Origin of the sequence: Shimia sp. (genome assembly GCF_965227725.1) — a bacterium.
Lineage (GTDB): Bacteria > Pseudomonadota > Alphaproteobacteria > Rhodobacterales > Rhodobacteraceae > Shimia.
Window position 1 is genome coordinate 1,123,246 of record NZ_CBDDGH010000001.1, and the last position, 20,516, is coordinate 1,143,761.

A 20,516-nucleotide genomic window follows, 5' to 3' on the forward strand; every position below is an offset into this window, starting at 1 on the left:
GCCTTTGGCGCTGCAACGGGTTGGAAAGCTTTGCAAATTTGGGTAATCTGATTGTGGTTTTCATCACGGAAGAGTTGTTATGCCCAAATTTGTGCTTTCCACCGCTGCGCATCTGATCGCCAACGCGGTCGGCCTTATCCTTGCCAGTGTTCTGCTGCCAGGGTTTTCCATTGGCATCTTGGGCGCAATCATTGTGACATTGGTTTTCACGGTGGTGTCGGTTGTGCTTCTGCCGGTGGTTCGCAAAATTGCAGAGAAGAAGCTGCCGGAGCTTTTGGGTGGCATTTCACTGGTTGTGTCCTTCGCTGGCCTGCTCATCACCGAACTGCTTGTTTCAGATTTTACCATCGGTGGGGTCGCCAACCTGCTCGCAGCGACATTGATTGTCTGGCTTGGCGCGTTGATTTCCGGGGTGTTGCTGCCGAAGTATCTGTTCCCGTCTTTGGCAGATGCCAAATCCCAAAAGGTTAACAAAGCCTAAAACTTTTCACAGTTAGGCGCCAATTCAGTCGAGATCGGCCTTCAGTTTCCTTTCTGTAAACAACGGGAAGGAAGGCACGATGACACCTACTCAAATTCTTAGCACTGAGATTGAAGCACCTGTCTTGGATATTCTGAAGCGAGAGCGGGATCAGGCTTTGAGCGCGCGTGAATGGAAGTTTCGCCTCGCTGGCTATGGATATGCCATCAAGGATGTGGCCGGTGCGCAGGTTGTGACCAAGTTGCCTCAGGGTACAGAGATCGGCGTTCTGCCAAAGCAGTTTCACTAAGTCGGTCAGACCGGTCATATACGCATTTGCCAGAGCCGAGACGCCCCGAAGATATCGGAGCGCCTGAAATTTCTGGGTGTGTCGGGCTCAGCGGCCGGGAATCTCCGCGCGGCGGGAATAGTCTTTCCAGTTTTCGAGCACCTCAACAGCCTCTTCAGCGGTTTCCACGAACTGGAAGAGATCCAGATCATCAGCCGAGATGGTGCCTGCGTCTGACAGAGCGTCCCAGTTGATGATGCTTTCCCAAAATGCACGCCCGAACAACAGGAACGGGACGCGCTGCATCCGCCCTGTCTGAATGAGCGTCAGGGCTTCGAACAGCTCATCAAGCGTGCCAAACCCGCCAGGGAACACACAGATGGCCCGTGCGCGCATCAGAAAGTGCATCTTGCGTATCGCAAAATAATGGAAGTTGAAGCACAGGTCCGGGGATACATATTCGTTTGGCGCCTGTTCGTGAGGCAGTACGATGTTGAGGCCAATTGAGCGCCCACCAGCCTCCATTGCGCCACGGTTGCCCGCCTCCATCACGCCGGGGCCGCCACCCGTGACGATCACGTTCTTCTTGCCATCGCTGGCTTTGGTCACGATCTGAGCAAACTTGCGTGCTTCGTCATAAAAGGACGACAAATCTGCCAAAGTCTGCGTGCGTGCAGTCTCCTTTTTGGCAGGTTCAGGAATGCGTGCGCCGCCAAACAGCACCACGGTGCTTTCAATACCGTGTTCGTCGAGCGCCAGTTCTGGCTTGAGAAGTTCAAGCTGCAATCTCACCGGGCGTAGCTCATCCCGACACAGGAAATCAGCGTCCGCAAAAGCCAATCTGTAAGAAGGGGCACGGGTTTGTGGAGTGTCCGGGACATGTGACGCGGTTTCACGATCTGAATGGGCATCAGACAATGGGTGGGGGCGTTCATCCTGCATGGTGTTGGTCCTTGCTTGCGCGTTTAGCTCAGGCCTATAGGTTTCACGTTAACAAAGCCAGTAACAGGGACGCAAAATGGACTGGAACGCCGAGATTAAAGCCGCTGCTGCGCGCATAAATGGACATATTGTGCGCACACCTGTGATGACAGTGGATGGCGGGTTTGGCCTAAGTCACAGCATCGAGATGAAGCTGGAGCAGCTGCAGCACACCGGCACATTCAAGGCGCGCGGGGCATTTAACACCCTGCTATCTCGTGACGTACCTGCGGCAGGTCTGGTTGCAGCTTCCGGTGGCAATCATGGTGCGGCGGTGGCTTACGCCGCGCATCAGCTTGGTCATAAGGCTCGAATCTATGTGCCGGAAATGGCGGGCCCGGCAAAAGTCGCGCTCATTAAGGATGCAGGGGCGGATTTGCAGGTTGTGCCAGGCGCCTATGCGGACGCTTTTGAGCAGGCGACGGCCTATGAGGCAGAAACCGGCGCGATGCAAATACACGCCTATGACGCGCCTGCGACGGTGGCCGGGCAAGGCACTTTGGCTTTGGAATGGGAAGAGCAGGGGCTGGATGCCGACACTGTTCTGATCGCCGTGGGCGGTGGCGGTTTGATTGCGGGGGCAATGGCTTGGTTTGACGGTCGCCGTCGTGTGGTCGCTGTTGAGCCGGAAACGTCCTGCGCGCTCAATGCTGCGCTGGGCGCTGGGTCTCCGGTGGATGTAGAGGTGTCAGGCGTCGCCGCAAACGCGCTGGGCGCCAAGCGCATTGGGCAAATTTGTTATGACCTCGCATTGTCCACTGGAGCGGAGTCCATTTTGGTCTCAGATGACACAATCACACGCGCGCAACAGGCGCTTTGGCGTGAGCGTCGTCTGCTTGTGGAACCGGCGGGGGCAACCGCTCTCGCGGCGTTGATGTCGGGCGCTTATGTGCCGGAGCCCGGTGAAAAAGTCGCTGTCCTGGTCTGCGGAGCCAATATTGCGCCCGATCCGATGCAATAATGGTCGCAAAGAGGACGTGACGGCTGCGTCCGTTCTCGTTAGATAAGCGTGAACTCAAGACATCCGGAGCCTGAAGACATGTCCAATGCCCAACTGGAACAAGCCATCGAAGCCGCATGGGATGCGCGCGATACCATCACCTCTGCGACCACCGGCGAAACCCGCGAGGCGATCGAAGACACGCTGAACGCGCTGGACAGCGGCAGCCTGCGCGTTGCTGAGAAACTTGAAAGCGGCGATTGGCATGTGAACCAGTGGGCCAAAAAGGCTGTGCTGCTCGGCTTCCGCATCAAAGATATGGAAATCCAGGATGGCGGCCCGCAGGGTTCCGGCTGGTGGGACAAAGTCGACAGCAAGTTCAAAGGCTGGGGCGAGACCAAGTGGAAAGAGGCAGGGTTCCGTGCCGTGCCCAACTGTGTTGTTCGCAAATCCGCTTATATCGCACCTGGCGTGGTGTTGATGCCATCTTTCGTAAACCTCGGCGCCTACGTTGATGAAGGCACTATGGTCGACACTTGGGCCACTGTTGGTTCTTGCGCGCAGATCGGTAAGAACGTGCACCTCTCCGGTGGTGTGGGTATCGGCGGCGTGCTGGAGCCCATGCAAGCTGGCCCAACCATCATTGAAGACAACTGCTTTATCGGCGCACGTTCAGAGGTGGTCGAAGGCTGCATCGTGCGTGAAGGCTCGGTGCTGGGCATGGGCGTCTTCATTGGCCAATCTACCAAGATCGTGGATCGCGAAACCGGCGAAGTGATGTACGGCGAAGTGCCGCCATACTCCGTGGTTGTTGCTGGCTCCATGCCGTCCAAGAATGGTGTGAACCTCTATTGCGCCGTGATCGTAAAGCGCGTTGACGAAAAAACACGCTCGAAGACCGGTATCAACGAGCTGCTCCGCGACTGATTTGGCAGCGGCCACTGACTGAAACAAATGAAGGCGCTCTCGGGATTGAGCGCCTTCTTTCTATCCATCAGATGCCGAAGCCTGTATGGGAGCAATGAACGAGGATCGCTCAGCCCATTTATCCGACCAAGATCAACCTGTGTGTGCGTCACAAAGTGAGATCAAGGTAGAACAAACAAAGGAAAGCATCGCGATGGCCCAAGAGAAGAAAAAGAAAACACGCCAACAGGTCTACACTTTGTTGGTTCAGGTTGGGCGCAAAGACGGTGATGGTCTGCCCGAAGAAGCGACCGGTGGCGCGCTTATGATCTATGCCAGCGGCGTGGATGAAGCGGAAGCTGTGCGTGAAACGGTGGCGATCCTGAAGCAGGCAGACCTCAACCCGCTTGACGTGACCGGATATGGCACCATTGAAGAGCGCGAAGCGCAAGGCCATGAAATTGACGGGCAAGAGCGCGAGTTGATGCAGCGTGCACTGGATGAAAACTCCGTTGTTGTCGCGCAGATGACGCCGTTCTTTCACGGCGAAGAAAGCGAAGGCGAAAGCACCGAACATTAATTTGGGCAAGTTCGGCTTTTGACCTACGCGGCCCGTTGGGCGGCAAGTGTGAGCGCGTCAAACTCTCTTAGTACCGGATAGGCCGTGCGAGAGTGCTCGGGCAGTTTCGCGCGTGGATAGCCAGATAGCATACTCGCGTTCAAAATTTCCCGCTTGCGACGCAGCCGTCCAATGTCGAAGCTCTCCAGATAGGTTCCTGCCACCAAAACGGCGGCATGGTCTGGCAGCAGCAATTGGCAGTATGTCGTAAGTGGCGTGGAGCCACCGCTGGTCGCCGCATTTCCGTGAAGGAGATGGCCTGCTGGCACCAACACATATTCTGATCCGAACATATACTCGACCCGGCTTCCGCCAATCACCAGCCTTTGGGTTGGGCTTGTCACAATGTCTTGGGCGAGACCAAAAAAAGGCGCGCGGAGTCTGATAGGAGCGAAATGGCCGGCTGCTGGGACGGTGCGCATGATATTGGACAGAACAGGTACAAGATCACCGGTGGACGTTTGGACAACATCGCCGCGCCGCAGGCTGCCTACCGGCTGATAGCCGCGGTCTGTCATCACTGGCGTCTCCGGAGACAAGCTCGGCATAGGGCCTATGGGCTCGATTCGATTTGAGAAGGCGATAAAGCACACATCGTTGGCAAGGGTGCGGGTTTCCGCGAGCACTGTACAGGCCTTGACGTCTTCAGGGCTGAGCGCGATCGGTGCCTTGATGCTGCGGTGTGCTACGCGAAACGTGCCCGGTTGTTCGACCGACAGACGTCCCAATCCTGCCGTCAGATCCCAAGAGTATGTGACCCGCAAGGCATCGGCCCGCCCGATGGTGTCCAGATTGACTGCGCCGTGACAGGTGCGGCCGGCGCGGTTCATGACCAATACCACGCCGCCACCGGGCACCGCCTGCAGAGAAAAACGCACCCCGTGGCCGTCAACTGGCCGAAAAGCCAACAGCGTTTGTGGACGATCATATGGGGATGCACGCATCTCAAGTACAACACTTCCGCGCGTCATCGGTGTCTCGTCGTCACCCGTATCGGCCCCCGCGCCAACGCCCAGATGGGCCAACCCATTTGCACAAAAGAGGGCTCGGGATTTGTCCAGTAAGCCGATCCAGCTCATGTGGCGTTGCTCCTGAGAGGGGTAGAATGTGGATATGCCTGTGCCGTGTTCATACGCGCCACGCGGTTATTCTGCTGCGATGGCAGCAAGATGCGTCATTGCAGCCACCTCATAGCTGCGCAGCCCCCGCCGTGCCATCGGACCATATCCCTCTCCGGAATCCCGGTCGATTTCCGGGAATATGGCGCAGATCTCGTCCACAATTTCCGCTTCAAAGCTGGCAGAGGTCTGGGGCCCTGGCAAAAAACTCTCGGTCGGCAGATTCTCTGAAAACACAATCTGATGCTCGTCAAACAGCAGGTGCACATATTCAACCGTACCACCAGGCACCCGCCGCACAGACTGATCGTTGACCAGATCCCGCGCAGCCACCAAGACCTCTTCTTCGCCAAAAAGCAGTTCTGCCCACGCGTTCTGCATCAGAACGCGATGCAAGGGGGACAGTTTGAGGCTGCGATGCTTGCCAAAAGTGTTGGCGGCGATGTGGATGGGGGCCAGATTGCCTTCCGCCGGCACCTTTCGCCGTCCGACCCAACGAATGGGTTGCGCGCCATGGTCCATGGTCTCCACCATGTCACCGATGTTCAGGCATTCCACCGGCACCTCGCCGTAAGGGGTGCGAATGAACGTGCCTGCGGTGAAACAGGGGGCCTGATTTATGGTGACAAAGCCCACATCCGTGGTGCCGTTGTTATCGTCGACCGTATAGGAGAAGTTGACCACTTCTTCGTCGTCATCACCCACAAGCGTGAGCGTCCCATCGCCGTTGACCGTCACTTCTTGACCGCTGGGCAGGGTGATAGTCCCCCCCGCTGCAACAGGCTGGCCGGAGATATGGGTGATGGTGAGAGAGTTGCCGGTGTCGTTCACATCATTGGCAAGCACATCGATCGTGCGCGTGCCATCGATTGGCAGGTTCACCTCATCGAGATTGGCAACCAAGGAAGTTTGCAGCGAGTTCGCCGCGATCAGTAGCGAGCTGTCATAGCTGCTGTCGGAAACATCCGCGATGACGATGCGAATGGTGTTCAACCCTTCCGTGATGTTGAATTTCAACGTCATGGTCTGGGTAAACCCGTCCATCTCGGTGTTGAATTGGCTACCAGTGTTGTCGACAAAGAGGCTTTCGTTGTTTCCCGTGTTGATGTTTCGGGGGTCTACGTCGCCATCGCCAATCGCCAGCGGCACATAAGTTCCGTTGACGGAAACGGCCACAAAGTCCTGGTAGATCGAGTTGGTGAACTCCGGATATTCTTCGGAGGCAAAGACAAATTGCATTGTCATCTGGCTGGCTTCAGTGGCCGTGAAGGACACATCCAAGTAAGCCGCATCAAAGGTTGAAGTACCCGCTATCGCGTTGAATTCGGGGTTGTTGTCTTCGCCATTGGTATTTGAAGAGCGGTTGGTCCGCTGGTTAAAAGCACCAAATCTATTGGAAAAGTTGGTGGCCCGCCCCGTTGAGAGGATCACTCCGGAATCGCTTGGCGTGGCTTCCGGAGAGAGGGAATCGCCGTCCGTATAAATGCCAGATGATGTGCTTTGACCGCTGTAGGATGCAGAAACGATAGTGACATCATCGCCGAAAATGGTTTCGGCCATGTCGATCGCGGAGGCACCGGTGTTGATTGGTACTCTGGGCATGTTGCTCTTCCCTGCTTCCAACAGGCACATCACGCATCAGAGATCACGCCGGTGGATCCGGGTGATGATAAAACCTCATGGCGCAGCTTTTTGCTGATCGTTTCCATGGGGGTGGCTTTCGCCAACTGCTGGTGACCTGCCTCGGTCGATTTTTATTAACAATCAGTAAATCGGAAACTTTGGGGTTTGTTAAGAGGTTAGGCCTGAAACCTCTCGCTTTGTGGCGGAAATGTGGCTTTCCGGTCCTGTCTTCCTGTGCCACAAGACGATGACTGAAAATGAGGATGCGCCCATGACTTCCACAGATGCCGCCAAGTTGACTGCAGATCTGATCCGTTGTCCCTCCGTGACACCTGAAGAAGGTGGTGCGCTGGTACTGTTGGAGGATTTGCTCTCTGGCGCGGGTTTCACCTGCGCGCGCGTGGACCGAAATGGAATCAGCAACCTCTTTGCACGTTGGGGGGAGAGGGGGCATGCAAAGACCTTTGGTTTTAATGGCCACACCGATGTGGTCCCGGTGGGCGATGCTGCGGCATGGAGTGTGGACCCTTTCGGTGCCCAGGAAAAAGACGGTATTCTCTACGGGCGCGGTGCAACCGATATGAAGTCAGGTGTCGCGGCCTTCGCTGCGGCTGCGATCGATTTTGTCTCTGACACACCACCAGACGGTTCCATTGTGTTGACCATCACCGGCGATGAGGAGGGGGATGCGCTTGATGGCACCACCGCTCTGCTGGATTATATGGTCGAACAGAACGAGCAAATGTCCGTCTGCCTGGTCGGAGAGCCAACCTGCCCAAACGAAATGGGCGAGATGATGAAGATCGGTCGCCGCGGATCTCTCAATGCGTTTTTCAAGTTCACCGGGGTGCAGGGGCATTCGGCCTACCCTCATCGCGCCAACAACCCTGTTCCGGTCATGGCACGACTGATGGACCAGCTGTCGCGCCACACATTGGATGAGGGCACAGATCACTTCGACGCCTCCACACTGGCCGTTGTCACGATGGACACGGGAAACCCTGCGACCAATGTGATCCCCGCCGAATGTCGTGCGACGCTCAATATACGGTTTAACGACGCGCATTCCGGTGCCTCGCTGACAGACTGGATGCAAACCCAAGTGGATGCGCTTGCCGCTGAAACAGGTGTGCAGATCGATTTGCAGGTTAAGGTCTCTGGCGAAAGCTTCATCACACCTCCCGGGATGCTCTCTGATCTGGTCGCAGCTGCTGTGGAAGCTGAAACGGGCCGCACGCCCGAGCTCTCAACATCTGGCGGTACATCTGACGCGCGCTTTGTGCAGCATCACTGTCCGGTTGTTGAATTTGGTCTGGTTGGCAAGACCATGCACCAAGTCGACGAGCAGGTCCCGGTGACACAAATCCATCAACTCAAAGCGATCTACAGCCGGATACTAAGTGACTATTTCAGCTAAAAACAGCGCAATGCGCCGTCAACGACTTGTTGTGATGCTCAAGGAGCCACGCCCCGGTCGTGTCAAAACGCGTTTAGGGCGCGACATAGGCATGACGACCTCTGCCTGGTGGTTTCGCCACCAGTCCGCGGCGCTTTTAAAACGTCTGGAAGACCCGCGCTGGGATCTCTTTCTTGCTGTCGCTCCGGATCGCGCTGGGCTTACTTCTCGCGTTTGGCCAAGCCATCTCCCGAGGGTTCCTCAGGGTAGCGGTGATCTTGGTGCCCGTATGGCGCGTCAATTTCTTCGGATGCCGCCGGGCCCGGTTTGCATCATTGGGGCCGACATCCCGGGCATCACCCGCGCACGGGTCAGCGAAGCTTTCCGCGCGCTGGGCGATCACGAAGCCGTCTTTGGTCCTGCGCCTGATGGCGGTTTCTGGCTGGTTGGCCTGAAACGCAGCGCGCCGCCGCCGCCTTCCCTCTTCCAGAATGTGCGTTGGTCCAGCGAACACGCGCTGGCAGACAGCCGTGCCACACTGCCGGATGCAAAGATTGCCACGGTTGCCACTCTTGCTGATGTGGACACAGTTGCGGATCTTGCGCGGCTCTAAGCTTCTCATTCGTCAAGTATCCCGGGGATGAACTGGGCCGCAGGCACAGGAAGGGGCTGGCCCCTTTCTATTCTGCACGTAGACCTACTGAGTACACCGTGATAGGGCAGCCCTATGCCTATGCCCTCCAGAGAGGAAGTCCTTGAGTGGATTTCCGAAAACCCGACCCTCACTTCCAAACGTGACATCGCCAAAGCCTTTGGCATCAAAGGGGCTGCGCGTATCGATCTTAAGCGCCTGCTCAAGGAGCTTGAGGCCGAGGGACATCTGCAAAAGCGCCGTAAGACCTATCGCGATCCGGACAAATTGCCTCCGGTCTCGGTTCTGCAAATTGCTGGTCCCAATGAAGATGGTGATCTCTTTGCGCGGCCGCTTGAGTGGCATGGCGAAGGAGAGGCACCAACAGTCTTGGTGATCCCGCGCGCCTCTGATCCTGCGCTGGGACAAGGTGACCGCATATTGGGCCGCCTCACCGAAGTTGCGGACGAGGGCTACCAATACGAAGCCCGTCTCATTCGCCGCATCGGCACCAACCCACGCCGTGTTCTGGGGGTCTTCCGGAAAACCGCCGAAGGAGGGCGCATCGTTCCCATTGATAAGGGCGACGGCAAAGATTGGTCCGTCGCCAGCGATCAGAGCGCAGGTGCAAAGGATGGCGAGTTGGTGGAAGCGGAGCAATCCGGCCCACGCGGGCGCCTCGGATTGCCACGCGCGCGCATTGTTGGTCGTTTGGGCGATCCCTCAGCCCCAAAGTCCGTCTCGCTGATCGCGATCCATCAGCACGGAATTCCCGATACCTTCCCAGATGAGGTGGTCTCGGAGGCCGACAAAGCCAAACCGGCACCGCTCGGCGCGCGCGAAGATCTGCGCGACATGCCGTTTGTCACCATCGATCCGGCGGATGCCAGAGATCATGATGACGCCTGCTGGGCACATGCTGATGATGATCCCCAAAATGCGGGTGGGCACGTGCTTTGGGTCGCGATCGCCGATGTGGCACAATACGTCACCCCCGACACAGCGCTTGATCGCGAAGCGCGAAAACGCGGCAATTCCTCGTATTTCCCGGATCGTGTTGTGCCCATGCTGCCGGATCGGCTGTCCGGTGATCTTTGCTCTTTGCACGAAGGTGTGCCACGCGCAGTGATCGCACTCCGCATACAGATCGATGCTGATGGCAAAAAGATCGGACACCGTTTCTGCCGCGCCATGATCCGCTCGGTTGCCTCGCTGAACTATGGCGAGGTGCAGCAGGCGCAGGATGGCCATCCCAACGAGCGTTGCGCCACGCTCATGGACAGCGTGATTACCCCGCTTTATGCGGCCTATGCAGCGTTGACCAAAGCGCGCGAAGCCCGCCAACCGCTGGCTCTTGATCTTCCGGAGCGCAAAATTGAGCTGTCAGACAAAGGTGATGTGCTGTCAGTCAATTTCCGTGACCGCTTTGACGCCCACAAACTGATCGAAGAGTTCATGGTGCTCGCAAACGTCTGCGCCGCCGAAACGCTGATTGCCAAAAATTCGCCACTCCTGTTCCGGGTGCATGAAGAGCCCAGCCCGGAGAAACTCAATGCGCTGCGCGACACGGCACAGGCCTCCGGGCTGACCCTGGCCAAGGGGCAAGTCTTGCAAACACGCCACCTCAACCAGCTGTTGGATGCCGCGGCGGGAACAGAGCAAGCTGAACTCATCAACCTCTCGACTTTGCGTTCGATGACGCAAGCCTATTATGCGCCGCAGAATTTCGGCCACTTCGGTCTTGCGCTGCGGGCCTATGCGCATTTCACCTCGCCGATCCGGCGCTATGCGGATCTGATTGTGCACCGAGCGCTGATTACGGCCCACGGATGGGGAGAGGACGGGCTGACGCCGGAAACCATCGAACGGCTCGAGAATACGGCAACCCATATCTCTGATACTGAGCGCCGGTCCATGCTGGCAGAGCGCGACACCACTGATCGCTATCTGGCGGCCTATATGTCAGAGCGGATCGGCAATGAGTTCAGCGGGCGGATCAGCGGCATTGCGCGGTTCGGGGTGTTTGTGAAACTGGACGAAACCGGCGCGGACGGGCTTATCCCGATGCGGGAACTTGGGCGGGAGTATTTCCACTTCGATGCGGAAACCAATACGCTGACCGGCTCTGACACAGGCATTGTGATTGGTCTTGGCCAGCGCGTGACCGCGCGTCTGACAGAAGCGGCGCCGGTGACAGGTGGCATCGCGCTGGAGCTGATTTCGCTGGATGGCGAAGTGGTGAAACGGGCGGGGCGCGGCGGCAAGAACCGGCGCGGTGGCCCGCCCCGGCGCAAGGCCGCCAAGGCAAAGCACAAGGCGGCCAAGACCAAACGCAAGGTCACTCGGCGGCGGAGCTGATCGGCGACGCCGCCGTTGGGATGCTCTGAGGATAAAGCGCGGCCCGCGCACGTGCCACATAAGCAGTGAGCGTGGGTTTGGCCTTCAGCGCCGCTTGGAGATCGGTTTCGGCGGGCAGTTGCAGGATCATGTCCAGCGTCGGCACAATGGCGGCATCCGCGCCTGTAGGCGATGTGCCAAAGAGATAGGGTTTTGTGCCCAATTGTGTCTCTATTGCAGCCAAATCCTTGTCAAACCGAGCCTGCCGGTCGGCGGGGGAGAAGCGGGCAATGCCATGTCCGGTCAATCCGGCGCGCACGCCTGCGCGGGCCTCTTCTGCCACCGTATCGCGCATGTCCTCAGGCACCTCTGAGAACAGCAGCGCGCGGGTGTCCGGCCAGACCATGTCATCCAGCCAGCGGTCATGGGCCATGCCCAGCACCAGACTGTCCTCGACCATACGCACCAGCGCGTGGGCCATGCCCCGGTCCTGCGCGCTCATGTTCGTATAGAACTGCGCGCCCTGCGCGGTCAGATAGGCCTCGATATTGGCACTGTCGGGGATCAGACGGTCAGACAGACGCAGCACCGGCAGTTTGCCAAGCGGCATTGGGGAGACATCCGTGGTGATCTCCGGCTGCCAGTCTGCGCCGGCCATCTGAAGCAGGCAGATGGCCTTTGTGCAGAATGGCGACAAGCTTGGCAGGGTTTCGGTGCCGGGGAACATTATCAAGTGCATTTCTTCACTCCTTTAGAAAAGATGCGCTTTGTCTAACGGAGGCTCTTGCCAGTTTTCGTCAGTTGGATGCAGTATCAAAACTTATGAGCCGCACCGACCGTTTGTTTCAACTCATGCAAGCTTTGCGTGATCTTCCACCTCCCGCCACAGCACAGGCTTTGGCGCGGGAAACCGGCGTATCAGAGCGCACCATTTACCGAGACATCGACAGTTTGCGTGGGCTCGGAGCGGTGATTGATGGCGAAGCGGGGTTTGGCTTCACTTTGATCGAAGACGCGACACTGCCGCCGTTGGGGTTTGTGCCTGAAGAAATAGAGGCCTTGGTGGTTGGATTGAATGAAGTGATGGAAGTTGGCGACCCGGCCCTGGCGTCAGCCGCTCATTCGGCTCTAAACAAGCTTAAATCGCGTCTGCCAGAGGCACAGGCGCACCGCTTGAAACATGCTGTTCTCACGGCAAGACGCTTTGAAAAGCCACCGGCTCCCGGAATTGACGCAAGTGTTTTGCGGCAAGCTGCCTGGGAAGAGCGCACGGTGGGCTTTGACTATGCCGATGCACAGGGCGCGCAGACATCGCGTCAGGCCGACCCATTGTCAATTGTCTTCATGAAAACCGCGCACTGCTTGTTGGCCTATTGCCATCTCAGGAAAGATTTTCGGGCGTTCCGATTGGACCGCATGTCCGATCTAGCAGTTACCGAGCGTTCGTTTCGCCCCCGCCGTATCCCGATGCTCCGGGAGTTTAAGCAGCGCCTTCGGAATGAAAATCAGACGTCGGCAAATCCTCGCGCTTGATTGTGTCTGTTCTTTTGTGACGGGGCGGATCGCGCTACACTTTTCCTAAACAGGCGAGGAGCAGGGCCATGTGGAAAAACAGATATTGGGTTGTTGGCGTTTTATCGGCAGCCATATCCACGAGCGCGACGGCCAATGCGCCCTCTCAATCGCTTCGTCCCGTTCTGCGACCTCTTGATTCTGCCCTGACAGCGCCAGTTCCCCAAACAGTCGCTGTCAGCAATAAGGGATTTCAGCGTTGGATCAATGGATACCGTGGTCGTGCAATCAGCGCTGGTGTGAGTGCTGCGGTTTTTGACCAGGCTTTTCGCGGCGTGCAATACAACAGTGATGTGATCCAGAGAGATCGCAATCAAAGCGAGTTTACCAAAACCATTTGGGAATACCTCGACAGCGCTGTTTCTGACAGCCGGATCAAAAACGGCAAGGCTGCGCTCAAGAAACACCGCAGGACCCTCCAGCGCATCGAGGCGCACTATGGCGTCGAGAAGGAGGTGGTTGTCGCGGTTTGGGGTTTGGAGAGCAACTACGGGACCTATCGTGGGAACACGCCCATTATTGAGGCCTTGGCCACGCTTGCCTACGATGGCCGCCGCGGTAAGTTCTTCGAGCAGCAGCTCACAGCGGCGTTGAAGATTCTGCAAAATGGGGATGTTTCGGCGGGCAATATGACCGGGAGCTGGGCTGGTGCCATGGGGCACACACAGTTCATCCCCACCTCCTATCAATCCTTCGCAGTTGATTTCACCGGAGACGGCAAGCGCGACATTTGGTCGGAAGACCCGACAGATGCGCTGGCGTCCACCGCGGCGTATCTGAAGCGTTCGGGGTGGGTGTCTGGCCAGCCTTGGGGTGTCGAGGTAAAACTGCCGCGTGGCTTCAACTACGCCCTCGCCAATCGCAAAATCAAGAAATCCCCTGCTGAATGGGCGCGTTTGGGGGTTGTGGGGATCAACGGCCGCTCTGTGCCAAACCACGGCACTGCCTCGCTCTTGTTGCCCGCGGGTGGTCAGGGCGCGGCCTTTCTGATTTTTAAGAACTTTGCGGTGATCGAGCGCTACAACGCGGCAGATGCTTATGTGATCGGCGTTGGCCATCTGAGCGACCGCCTCGAAGGTGGGCCAGCCATTCAAGGAAAATGGCCACGTGGTGATCGCGCACTGACCTTCAAGGAGCGCAAAGAGCTGCAGCGTCGTCTGACCAAAGCGGGTTTTGATACCCAGAAGGTAGATGGCAAAATCGGGCCTCTGACCATCGAAGCAGTGCGCCAATATCAGCGCTCTGTTGGGCTTGAGCCTGATGGATATGCCTCTCTGACGTTGCTCAAAACACTGCGCTAGTGTCTGCATCCTTCCACAAAAAAGGCGGCCTCTGTATCCAGAGACCGCCTTTTTCTGTTTCTGCTACCCGTTTAGGTTGGGGACATGCCCCGCAGGCGTTCTGAGCGGCGGCGCAGGAGCTCTACCGTGGTCAAGAGTGCGATAGAGATCGCCACCAGAATGGTTGCCACGGCCAGAATGGTTGGACTGATCTGTTCCCGAAGGCCAGTGAACATCTGCCATGGCAGGGTCTGTTGCTTGGCCGATCCCACAAAGATCACCACCACCACCTCGTCAAAGGAGGTGATGAAGGCAAACAGCGCACCGGAGATCACGCCCGGAAGGATGAGAGGCATCTGGATGCGATAGAACGTCGTGACCGGGTTGGCACCCATGCTGGCGGCAGCGCGTGTCAGAGAGTGGTCAAAGCCCACCAGAGTTGCAGTCACGGTGATGATCACAAACGGAATACCCAGCGCTGCGTGCGCGAGGACAACGCCCCAGTAGGTGCCTGCCAGACCCATGCGGGAATAGAAGAAGTACATACCCGCGGCCGAAATGATCAGAGGTACGATCATCGGAGAGATCAACGTGGCCATGATCGCACGGCGGAAGGGCACATGCGGCTGGCTCAAACCAATCGCTGCGAGGGTACCAAGAGACACGGAAAGCAAAGTCGCCGCAGGTGCGATTTTCACCGAGTTCCAGAGGGCATCCTGCCAGTCCGGATTGCCGAAGAAGTCACGGTAGTGTTTGAGCGAATAGCCTTCCGGATCGAAGCTCAGCATTTCCTTGGTGAAGGTGAAGAAGTCCTGCGCGTTAAAGCTCAGCGGGATCACGACCATGATCGGAGCGATCAGGAAGAAGAAGATCAGGCCACAGATGACGCGGAAGGAATAGTACCAAACACGTTGGCCGGTGGTTGCATATGGTGGAAGTGCGCTCATGTCCGTTACCCCAGCTTCACGTTGTCGATGCCGACGATTTTGTCATAGGCCCAATAGAGCACGAGAACGACCGCCAGAAGGATTGCGCCAAGTGCCGAGGCAAGACCCCAGTTGAGCGACGTCGAGATGTGGAAGGCGATCTGGTTAGAGATGAAGGTGCCTTTTGTCCCCCCCACTAGAGCTGGCGTGATGTAGTAGCCGATTGCCAGAATGAACACGAGGATCGATCCGGCACCAATGCCCGGTACGGTCTGCGGGAAATAGACCCTCCAGAACGCCGTCCAATCGGTTGCGCCCAGAGATTTGGCCGCGCGCAGATATGAGGGGTTGATGGTCTGCATCACCGAATACATCGGCAGAATCATAAACGGCAGCAGGATGTGGGTCATGGCCACGATTGTGCCGAACTGGTTGTTGATTATCACGAGGCGGCTGTCATCGGCGACAAGTCCGACATAGACAAGGATGTCATTGATCACACCCTGTTGTTGCAGCAGGATTTTCCAGGCCGAGGTGCGCACCAGAAGCGAGGTCCAGAACGGCAGCAGCACAAGGATCATCAGCATATTGGCCTTGCGCGCGGGCAGATTGGCCAGAATCCACGCCACCGGATAGGCCAGCAGGATACAGCAGGATGTGATCGCCAGAGACATCCACAGGGTGCGGCCCAAGAGCTTCATATAGATCTGCTCATCTTCGGGACGCATTTCAGGCCCGTCGGTGCCCACACGCATATCAACCGCGTTGAGGAAGTAGCCAGAGGTGATGGCCGGAGAATAGGTCTGTAGGGTGCGCCAGTTGTCGAGCTCACCCCAGCCTTTGTTGATGTCGATCAGCTCTTCTTTCCAGGGACCGCCGTTTTCGATATCAAATTTCTTGGCTTTCCGTCCGGTCTTCCGGAAGAGGGACGACATACCGGGATTTTCATAGTTCAGACGTGTGCCGACTTTGGTGTGGATCTTTGCCTCCGCGGCGTCTTTCAGGTCCGCCGCCATCGCGGCAAAGACCACCTCATCCGGCAATTCTCCGGTGCTGGCATCCCAGTCGGCCAGAGCCTCGACTGTGCGCGGCAGCGTGTTGGAAACGATACCATTCTGGACCGAGCGATAGAGCATATCCACCACGGGAAGGATGAAACTCACGAGAATAAAAATCAGCAAAGGTGCGATCAGCAGCAGTGCCCGCATTTTCTGTCGCCGGAGTGCCCGCGCGAGACTGCGCTTGAGGGGCGTCCCGTCTGCGGCCAGAACCGGGCCGGCGGTATCGGTCATATCGCTCATGGTATCCCTGTCGGCTATTGCCGTTTGTGCGTTGCAAGTCTGCGAAAGGCGCAGACGAACACCTATTTTTAGGTTGTTCTTGTTTTGGAGGAGGGGGCCGGTTGAGGCCCCTTCCCAAATCTTCTCAGCTTAGGCAGGAATTACTTCGCCAGCCACGCTTCGAACTTTGCGTTCAGATCGTCGCGGTTGTCTGCCCACCATTCGTAGTCATAGATGTGCACGTTGGTCGCGTTGGCCGGGTCGGTTGGCATGTGTGGTGCCATGTCGATGCCCAGTTCAGCGTGGGTGCCCACGAGTGGCGCAGAGGATGCGCGCGCTGGACCGTAGGAGATGTATTTCGCCTGATCGGCCAGACGCTGTGTGTCTGTTGCGAACTTCAGGAAGTCCATCACACGTGCTTTGCGGTCTGCAGGCAGACCTTCTGGAACAATCCAACCATCAAGGTCAAAGGACTGCATGTCCCAGAGCATGCCAATCGGCTGGTTCTGCTCTGCGATGGCAGAGAACAGACGGCCGTTGAAGGTGGAGCCCATGACAACTTCGCCGTCAGCCAGCAGCTGTGGGGTTTCCGCGCCTGCGGTCCACCAGACAACCTGATCCTTGATGGTGTCAAGCTTTGCCAGTGCCTGGCTTACACCTTCGTCGGTGCCCAGCGTGTCATAGATGTCTTCTTTGGCAACGCCGTCACAGAAGAGAGCCCATTCCATGTTGTCGATTGGGCGTTTCTGAAGCGCGCGCTTGCCTGGGTAAGCTGCCAGATCGAATACGTCACAAACGGAGGTTGGAGCGGTGTCGCCGACCAGATCGGTGCGGTAGCCGAAAGTGGTGGAGTATACGATCTGAGGGGCAAAGCACTCAGACACCAGCAGATCACCGAAGTCATCTTCTGCGGAGGTGCCATCAGGCGCCGCCGCCAGATCGGTGGCTGGATCCAGCTCGACCGCCAGACCTTCGTCACAAAGACGCATGGAGTCAGAGGCCACAACATCGACCAGATCCCAGGTCACATTGCCCGCTTCGTTCATGGCGCGCAGCTTTGCCACGGCTTCAGCAGAGCTCTCGTCCCAAGTGACTTTCACTTCTGGATTCAGTGCCAGATAGGGCTCTACATAGGCTTTGATCTGGCTGGATTGGTATGCACCACCCCAGGACACCAGGGTCATTTCGTTTGCCATTTCCTCGGCAAATGCTGCCGGGGCGCAAAGTGCGGTCGTTGCCGCCAGTGCTGCAAGTTTGGTGAGTTTCATAGAACACTCTCTCCTTGTTGGTTTTCTTGAATTTGGCTCATTTTTCCCCCGGTCAATTGGGCGCCGGAGGTTTATGTCCCTATTGTCAGGCGTCGAGCGCGCGACAATCCTGAGGCAGCCAGCCGATCTCGATCTGCTGACCTGGTTTCAGGCGTTCCACATCCGGTGCATTTCGGGTTTTGATTACAAACTCATCATTGCCCGCCACAGACAAGCGCGTGCGGAAGATGTCGCCCATGTAGATGAATTCCTTCACCTCGGCCTTCAGCGTGTGTGCGCCTTCTTGGATGCGGTCTTTATTGTATTCCACGCGCTCCGGACGGATCGATACACGAGTGCGTGCGCCCGCCTTCACACTTTCGTGCACTGGCATGGCATCGATCAGCTCTCCGTCATCCAGCTGGATCAGCGCGAGACCATTGTTGAGCTCCTTGACGGTGCCTTCCAGCGTGTTGTTCTCGCCGATGAACTGCGCAACGAAGCTGTTCTGAGGCGCTTCATACAGGGTGTCCGGTGGATCAAGCTGCTGAATGCGGCCATCGTCAAACACCGCAACGCGATCAGACATGGTCAAAGCTTCCGTCTGGTCGTGGGTCACATAAACTGTTGTGATGCCCAGATTGTGCGCGAGGTTGGTGATTTCGAACTGCATCTTTTCGCGCAGCTGCTTATCGAGTGCGCCGAGAGGTTCGTCCATCAGTACCAGCTCAGGTTCAAACACCAGCGCACGCGCCAGAGCGACACGCTGTTGCTGGCCACCTGAAAGCTGGGACGGCCGGCGGCCGCCAAAGGCGCCCATCTCCACCATATCCAGCGCGCGAAGGATTTTCTCCTCACGCTCGGTTTTGCCCATCTTGCGCACTTCGAGAGGAAAGCTGAGGTTCTCGGCAATCGTCATGTGGGGGAAAAGCGCATAGTTTTGGAAAACCATGCCAATGCCGCGCTTGTGGGGGGGGATATTGTTGATCGAGGTGCCGCCAAGTCGAATATCGCCATGGGTTGCGGTTTCAAAACCTGCCAACATCATCAGGCAGGTCGTCTTGCCTGACCCGGATGGCCCCAACATGGTTAGAAATTCGCCTTTGGGCAGGCTCAAGTTCAGATCTTTGACGACGAGTGTCTCACCATCGTAGCTCTTTTGCACGCGGTCGAATTCGACAAACGCGCCATTAGATGCACTATCAGCCAAAATAGGCTCCCTGTGTTTTCAGTCGGCAGATTGTCTCTGCTCATCTGTTTCAAGTGTAACCACACCTGCGTCTCATTGCGCAACACCGCAGTCCACATCGGAAAGTTTGCCAGTCAATCTCGTCCGGCAAGGTCGGTTTGCGACACAACAAAGATGATTTTCGTCAAAAACCGACAGAGGTAAACCCATAATTCTAAAAAATATCCGTGAATTTCCCCTTTGGGTTGAGAAGTGATGTGTGCGAGGCAAAAAAGAATCCCCGGAAAGTGCTTCCGGGGATGTCAATTTGATCACTTATTAGGCGACTATTTGTAGAGTCCCTCAGCTTTGATTTGCTCGTAGGTCTGATCCAAAGCGCGCGTTGCGCGTTCGATCAGAACATCAACATCTGCTTTCTGAAGCACCAACGGCGGGGAGATGATCATCCGGTCGCCGACGTGGCGCATGATGAGGTTGTTGGCAAAGCAGTGCTCTCGGCATTTGTAGCCCACGGTTCCTGTCTCTGCTTCAAACGGCGCGCGGGTTTCCTTGTTGGGTGTCAGCGCAATTGACCCCATCATCCCGACGATTTTGGCCTCACCAACCAAAGGATGCTCTGTCAGCGCTTCCCATTTCTCTTTGAGGTACGGCGCCACGTCGTCGCGGACATGGCCAATGATGTTCTCCTCTTCCAGAATGCGCAGGTTTTCCAGCGCCACTGCGCAGGCCACCGGATGGCCGGAGTAGGTATAGCCGTGGTTGAACTCGGTCGCGCCGACCACATTTGCCACCTCATCACAGACAATCGAGCCGCCGATTGGCGCGTAACCTGAGGAAAGGCCTTTGGCGATCGACATGATGTGGGGTTTGATGCCCACTGTCTGGCTGCCAAACCAGTTTCCGGTGCGCCCAAAGCCACAGATCACTTCATCCGCGATCAGCAGGATCTCATATTTGTCGCAGATACGCTGGATCTCCGGCCAATAGGTCTCTGGCGGAACAATCACGCCCCCGGCCCCCTGGATTGGCTCCGCAATGAAGGCCGCCACGCGGTCTTCACCAAGTTCCAGAATGGCCTCTTCCAGCTCTTGGGCACGCTGAAGGCCGAACTCTTCAGGGCTCATGTCACCCCCCTCAGCCCACCAGTTTGGTTGGTTGATATGGTGCACATCCGGAATGGGCAGGCTGCCTTGTTGGTGCATTGGCACCATACCGCCGAGGCTTGCACCGGCCATGGTGGAGCCGTGATAGGCGTTTTTACGGCTGATGAAGACCGTTTTGCTGGGCTTGCCTTTGGCAGACCAATAATGCCGCACAAGTCGCATATTGGTGTCATTGGCCTCAGAGCCGGAGCCTGCATAAAACACATGATTGAGATCACCCGGAGCAAGCTCTGCAAGCTTTGCTGAAAGGGCGATCACCGGCACATGAGTGGTTTTGAAGAACGTGTTGTAATAGGGCAGTTCGCGCATTTGGCGCGCGGCGACTTCCGCAAGCTCTTCGCGGCCATAGCCGATATTAACGCACCAAAGCCCGGCCATTGCGTCCAGGATCTGCTCGCCTTCGCTGTCGGTTAATGTCACGCCTTTGGCCTGCGTGATCACCCGCGCGCCAGTGCTGTCAAAATCTGCCTGCGTGGAAAACGGATGCATGTGGTGCGCCGCATCCAACGCCTGAAGCTCTGCCGTCGGCAGGTGATTGGTGATCATATTCATGGCAATC

Annotated in this window: 18 protein-coding genes and 1 pseudogene; 10 read left to right on the top strand and 9 right to left on the bottom strand. The window is 57.1% G+C overall.

The annotated features are described in order from the left end of the window. Positions 1 to 79 precede the first annotated feature (79 nt). Positions 80 to 481, top strand: a complete 402-nt coding sequence (locus ACO07T_RS05280; protein WP_422048542.1) for a phage holin family protein — start codon at positions 80 to 82, stop codon at positions 479 to 481. A 79-nt stretch (positions 482 to 560) separates the two neighbouring features. Further along, positions 561 to 770: a hypothetical protein gene (locus ACO07T_RS05285; protein WP_422048543.1), complete on the top strand. Its 210-nt coding sequence runs from the start codon at positions 561 to 563 to the stop codon at positions 768 to 770. Between the two features lie 87 nt (positions 771 to 857). Here ACO07T_RS05285 and ACO07T_RS05290 read toward each other — a convergent pair whose 3' ends face one another. Then, entirely contained in the window at positions 858 to 1,691 is an 834-nt protein-coding gene (locus ACO07T_RS05290; RefSeq protein WP_422048544.1) for a TIGR00730 family Rossman fold protein, read from the bottom strand. A 76-nt stretch (positions 1,692 to 1,767) separates the two neighbouring features. On the opposite strand from ACO07T_RS05290, the gene ACO07T_RS05295 reads away from it, so the two are divergent. The 3 genes from ACO07T_RS05295 to ACO07T_RS05305 all read left to right on the top strand — a co-directional run bounded on the left by ACO07T_RS05295 (position 1,768) and on the right by ACO07T_RS05305 (position 4,156). Further along, positions 1,768 to 2,691, top strand: coding sequence for a threonine/serine dehydratase (locus ACO07T_RS05295; protein WP_422048545.1), 924 nt, complete (start codon positions 1,768 to 1,770; stop codon positions 2,689 to 2,691). Between the two features lie 78 nt (positions 2,692 to 2,769). Continuing rightward, complete coding sequence (gene dapD, locus ACO07T_RS05300) at positions 2,770 to 3,597, top strand: 2,3,4,5-tetrahydropyridine-2,6-dicarboxylate N-succinyltransferase (protein WP_422048546.1); 828 nt, start codon at positions 2,770 to 2,772, stop codon at positions 3,595 to 3,597. A gap of 193 nt (positions 3,598 to 3,790) precedes the next feature. Continuing rightward, positions 3,791 to 4,156, top strand: coding sequence for a hypothetical protein (locus ACO07T_RS05305; protein WP_209058343.1), 366 nt, complete (start codon positions 3,791 to 3,793; stop codon positions 4,154 to 4,156). Between the two features lie 23 nt (positions 4,157 to 4,179). Here ACO07T_RS05305 and ACO07T_RS05310 read toward each other — a convergent pair whose 3' ends face one another. Continuing rightward, positions 4,180 to 5,274, bottom strand: a complete 1,095-nt coding sequence (locus tag ACO07T_RS05310; protein WP_422048547.1) for a Hint domain-containing protein — start codon at positions 5,272 to 5,274, stop codon at positions 4,180 to 4,182. Between the two features lie 66 nt (positions 5,275 to 5,340). Beyond that, positions 5,341 to 6,915, bottom strand: a complete 1,575-nt coding sequence (locus ACO07T_RS05315) for a Hint domain-containing protein (RefSeq protein ID WP_422048548.1) — start codon at positions 6,913 to 6,915, stop codon at positions 5,341 to 5,343. A gap of 292 nt (positions 6,916 to 7,207) precedes the next feature. Here ACO07T_RS05315 and dapE point away from each other — a divergent pair, with 292 nt between their 5' ends. The 3 genes from dapE to rnr all read left to right on the top strand — a co-directional run bounded on the left by dapE (position 7,208) and on the right by rnr (position 11,321). Then, positions 7,208 to 8,353 (top strand): succinyl-diaminopimelate desuccinylase, encoded by a 1,146-nt coding sequence (gene dapE, locus ACO07T_RS05320; protein WP_422048549.1) that lies wholly within the window; start codon positions 7,208 to 7,210, stop codon positions 8,351 to 8,353. Between the two features lie 10 nt (positions 8,354 to 8,363). After that, positions 8,364 to 8,945, top strand: a complete 582-nt coding sequence (locus tag ACO07T_RS05325; protein ID WP_422048550.1) for a TIGR04282 family arsenosugar biosynthesis glycosyltransferase — start codon at positions 8,364 to 8,366, stop codon at positions 8,943 to 8,945. Positions 8,946 to 9,059: 114 nt separating this feature from the next. After that, complete coding sequence (gene rnr / locus ACO07T_RS05330; protein ID WP_422048551.1) at positions 9,060 to 11,321, top strand: ribonuclease R; 2,262 nt, start codon at positions 9,060 to 9,062, stop codon at positions 11,319 to 11,321. Here the strand turns inward: rnr and ACO07T_RS05335 are convergent. Beyond that, positions 11,302 to 12,039, bottom strand: coding sequence for a glutathione S-transferase family protein (locus tag ACO07T_RS05335; RefSeq protein ID WP_422048552.1), 738 nt, complete (start codon positions 12,037 to 12,039; stop codon positions 11,302 to 11,304). The genes rnr and ACO07T_RS05335 overlap by 20 nt on opposite strands. Before the next feature lie 83 nt (positions 12,040 to 12,122). Here ACO07T_RS05335 and ACO07T_RS05340 point away from each other — a divergent pair, with 83 nt between their 5' ends. Next, positions 12,123 to 12,833: a helix-turn-helix transcriptional regulator gene (locus tag ACO07T_RS05340; protein ID WP_422048609.1), complete on the top strand. Its 711-nt coding sequence runs from the start codon at positions 12,123 to 12,125 to the stop codon at positions 12,831 to 12,833. Positions 12,834 to 12,901: 68 nt separating this feature from the next. Then, on the top strand, positions 12,902 to 14,173 hold the full coding sequence (locus ACO07T_RS05345; RefSeq protein WP_422048553.1) for a lytic murein transglycosylase: 1,272 nt from the start codon (positions 12,902 to 12,904) through the stop codon (positions 14,171 to 14,173). A 71-nt stretch (positions 14,174 to 14,244) separates the two neighbouring features. Here ACO07T_RS05345 and ACO07T_RS05350 read toward each other — a convergent pair. From ACO07T_RS05350 to ACO07T_RS05370, 5 genes and pseudogenes are all read right to left on the bottom strand, one after another. Next, positions 14,245 to 15,090, bottom strand: a pseudogene (locus ACO07T_RS05350) (ABC transporter permease); the annotation flags it as partial. Positions 15,091 to 15,104: 14 nt separating this feature from the next. Continuing rightward, positions 15,105 to 16,379, bottom strand: a complete 1,275-nt coding sequence (locus ACO07T_RS05355) for an ABC transporter permease (RefSeq protein ID WP_209085210.1) — start codon at positions 16,377 to 16,379, stop codon at positions 15,105 to 15,107. A 140-nt stretch (positions 16,380 to 16,519) separates the two neighbouring features. Then, positions 16,520 to 17,626 (bottom strand): extracellular solute-binding protein, encoded by a 1,107-nt coding sequence (locus ACO07T_RS05360; RefSeq protein ID WP_422048554.1) that lies wholly within the window; start codon positions 17,624 to 17,626, stop codon positions 16,520 to 16,522. An 85-nt stretch (positions 17,627 to 17,711) separates the two neighbouring features. Then, positions 17,712 to 18,815: an ABC transporter ATP-binding protein gene (locus tag ACO07T_RS05365; protein WP_209058361.1), complete on the bottom strand. Its 1,104-nt coding sequence runs from the start codon at positions 18,813 to 18,815 to the stop codon at positions 17,712 to 17,714. Between the two features lie 305 nt (positions 18,816 to 19,120). Then, entirely contained in the window at positions 19,121 to 20,509 is a 1,389-nt protein-coding gene (locus tag ACO07T_RS05370; RefSeq protein ID WP_422048555.1) for an aspartate aminotransferase family protein, read from the bottom strand. Between the last annotated feature and the right edge of the window lie 7 nt (positions 20,510 to 20,516).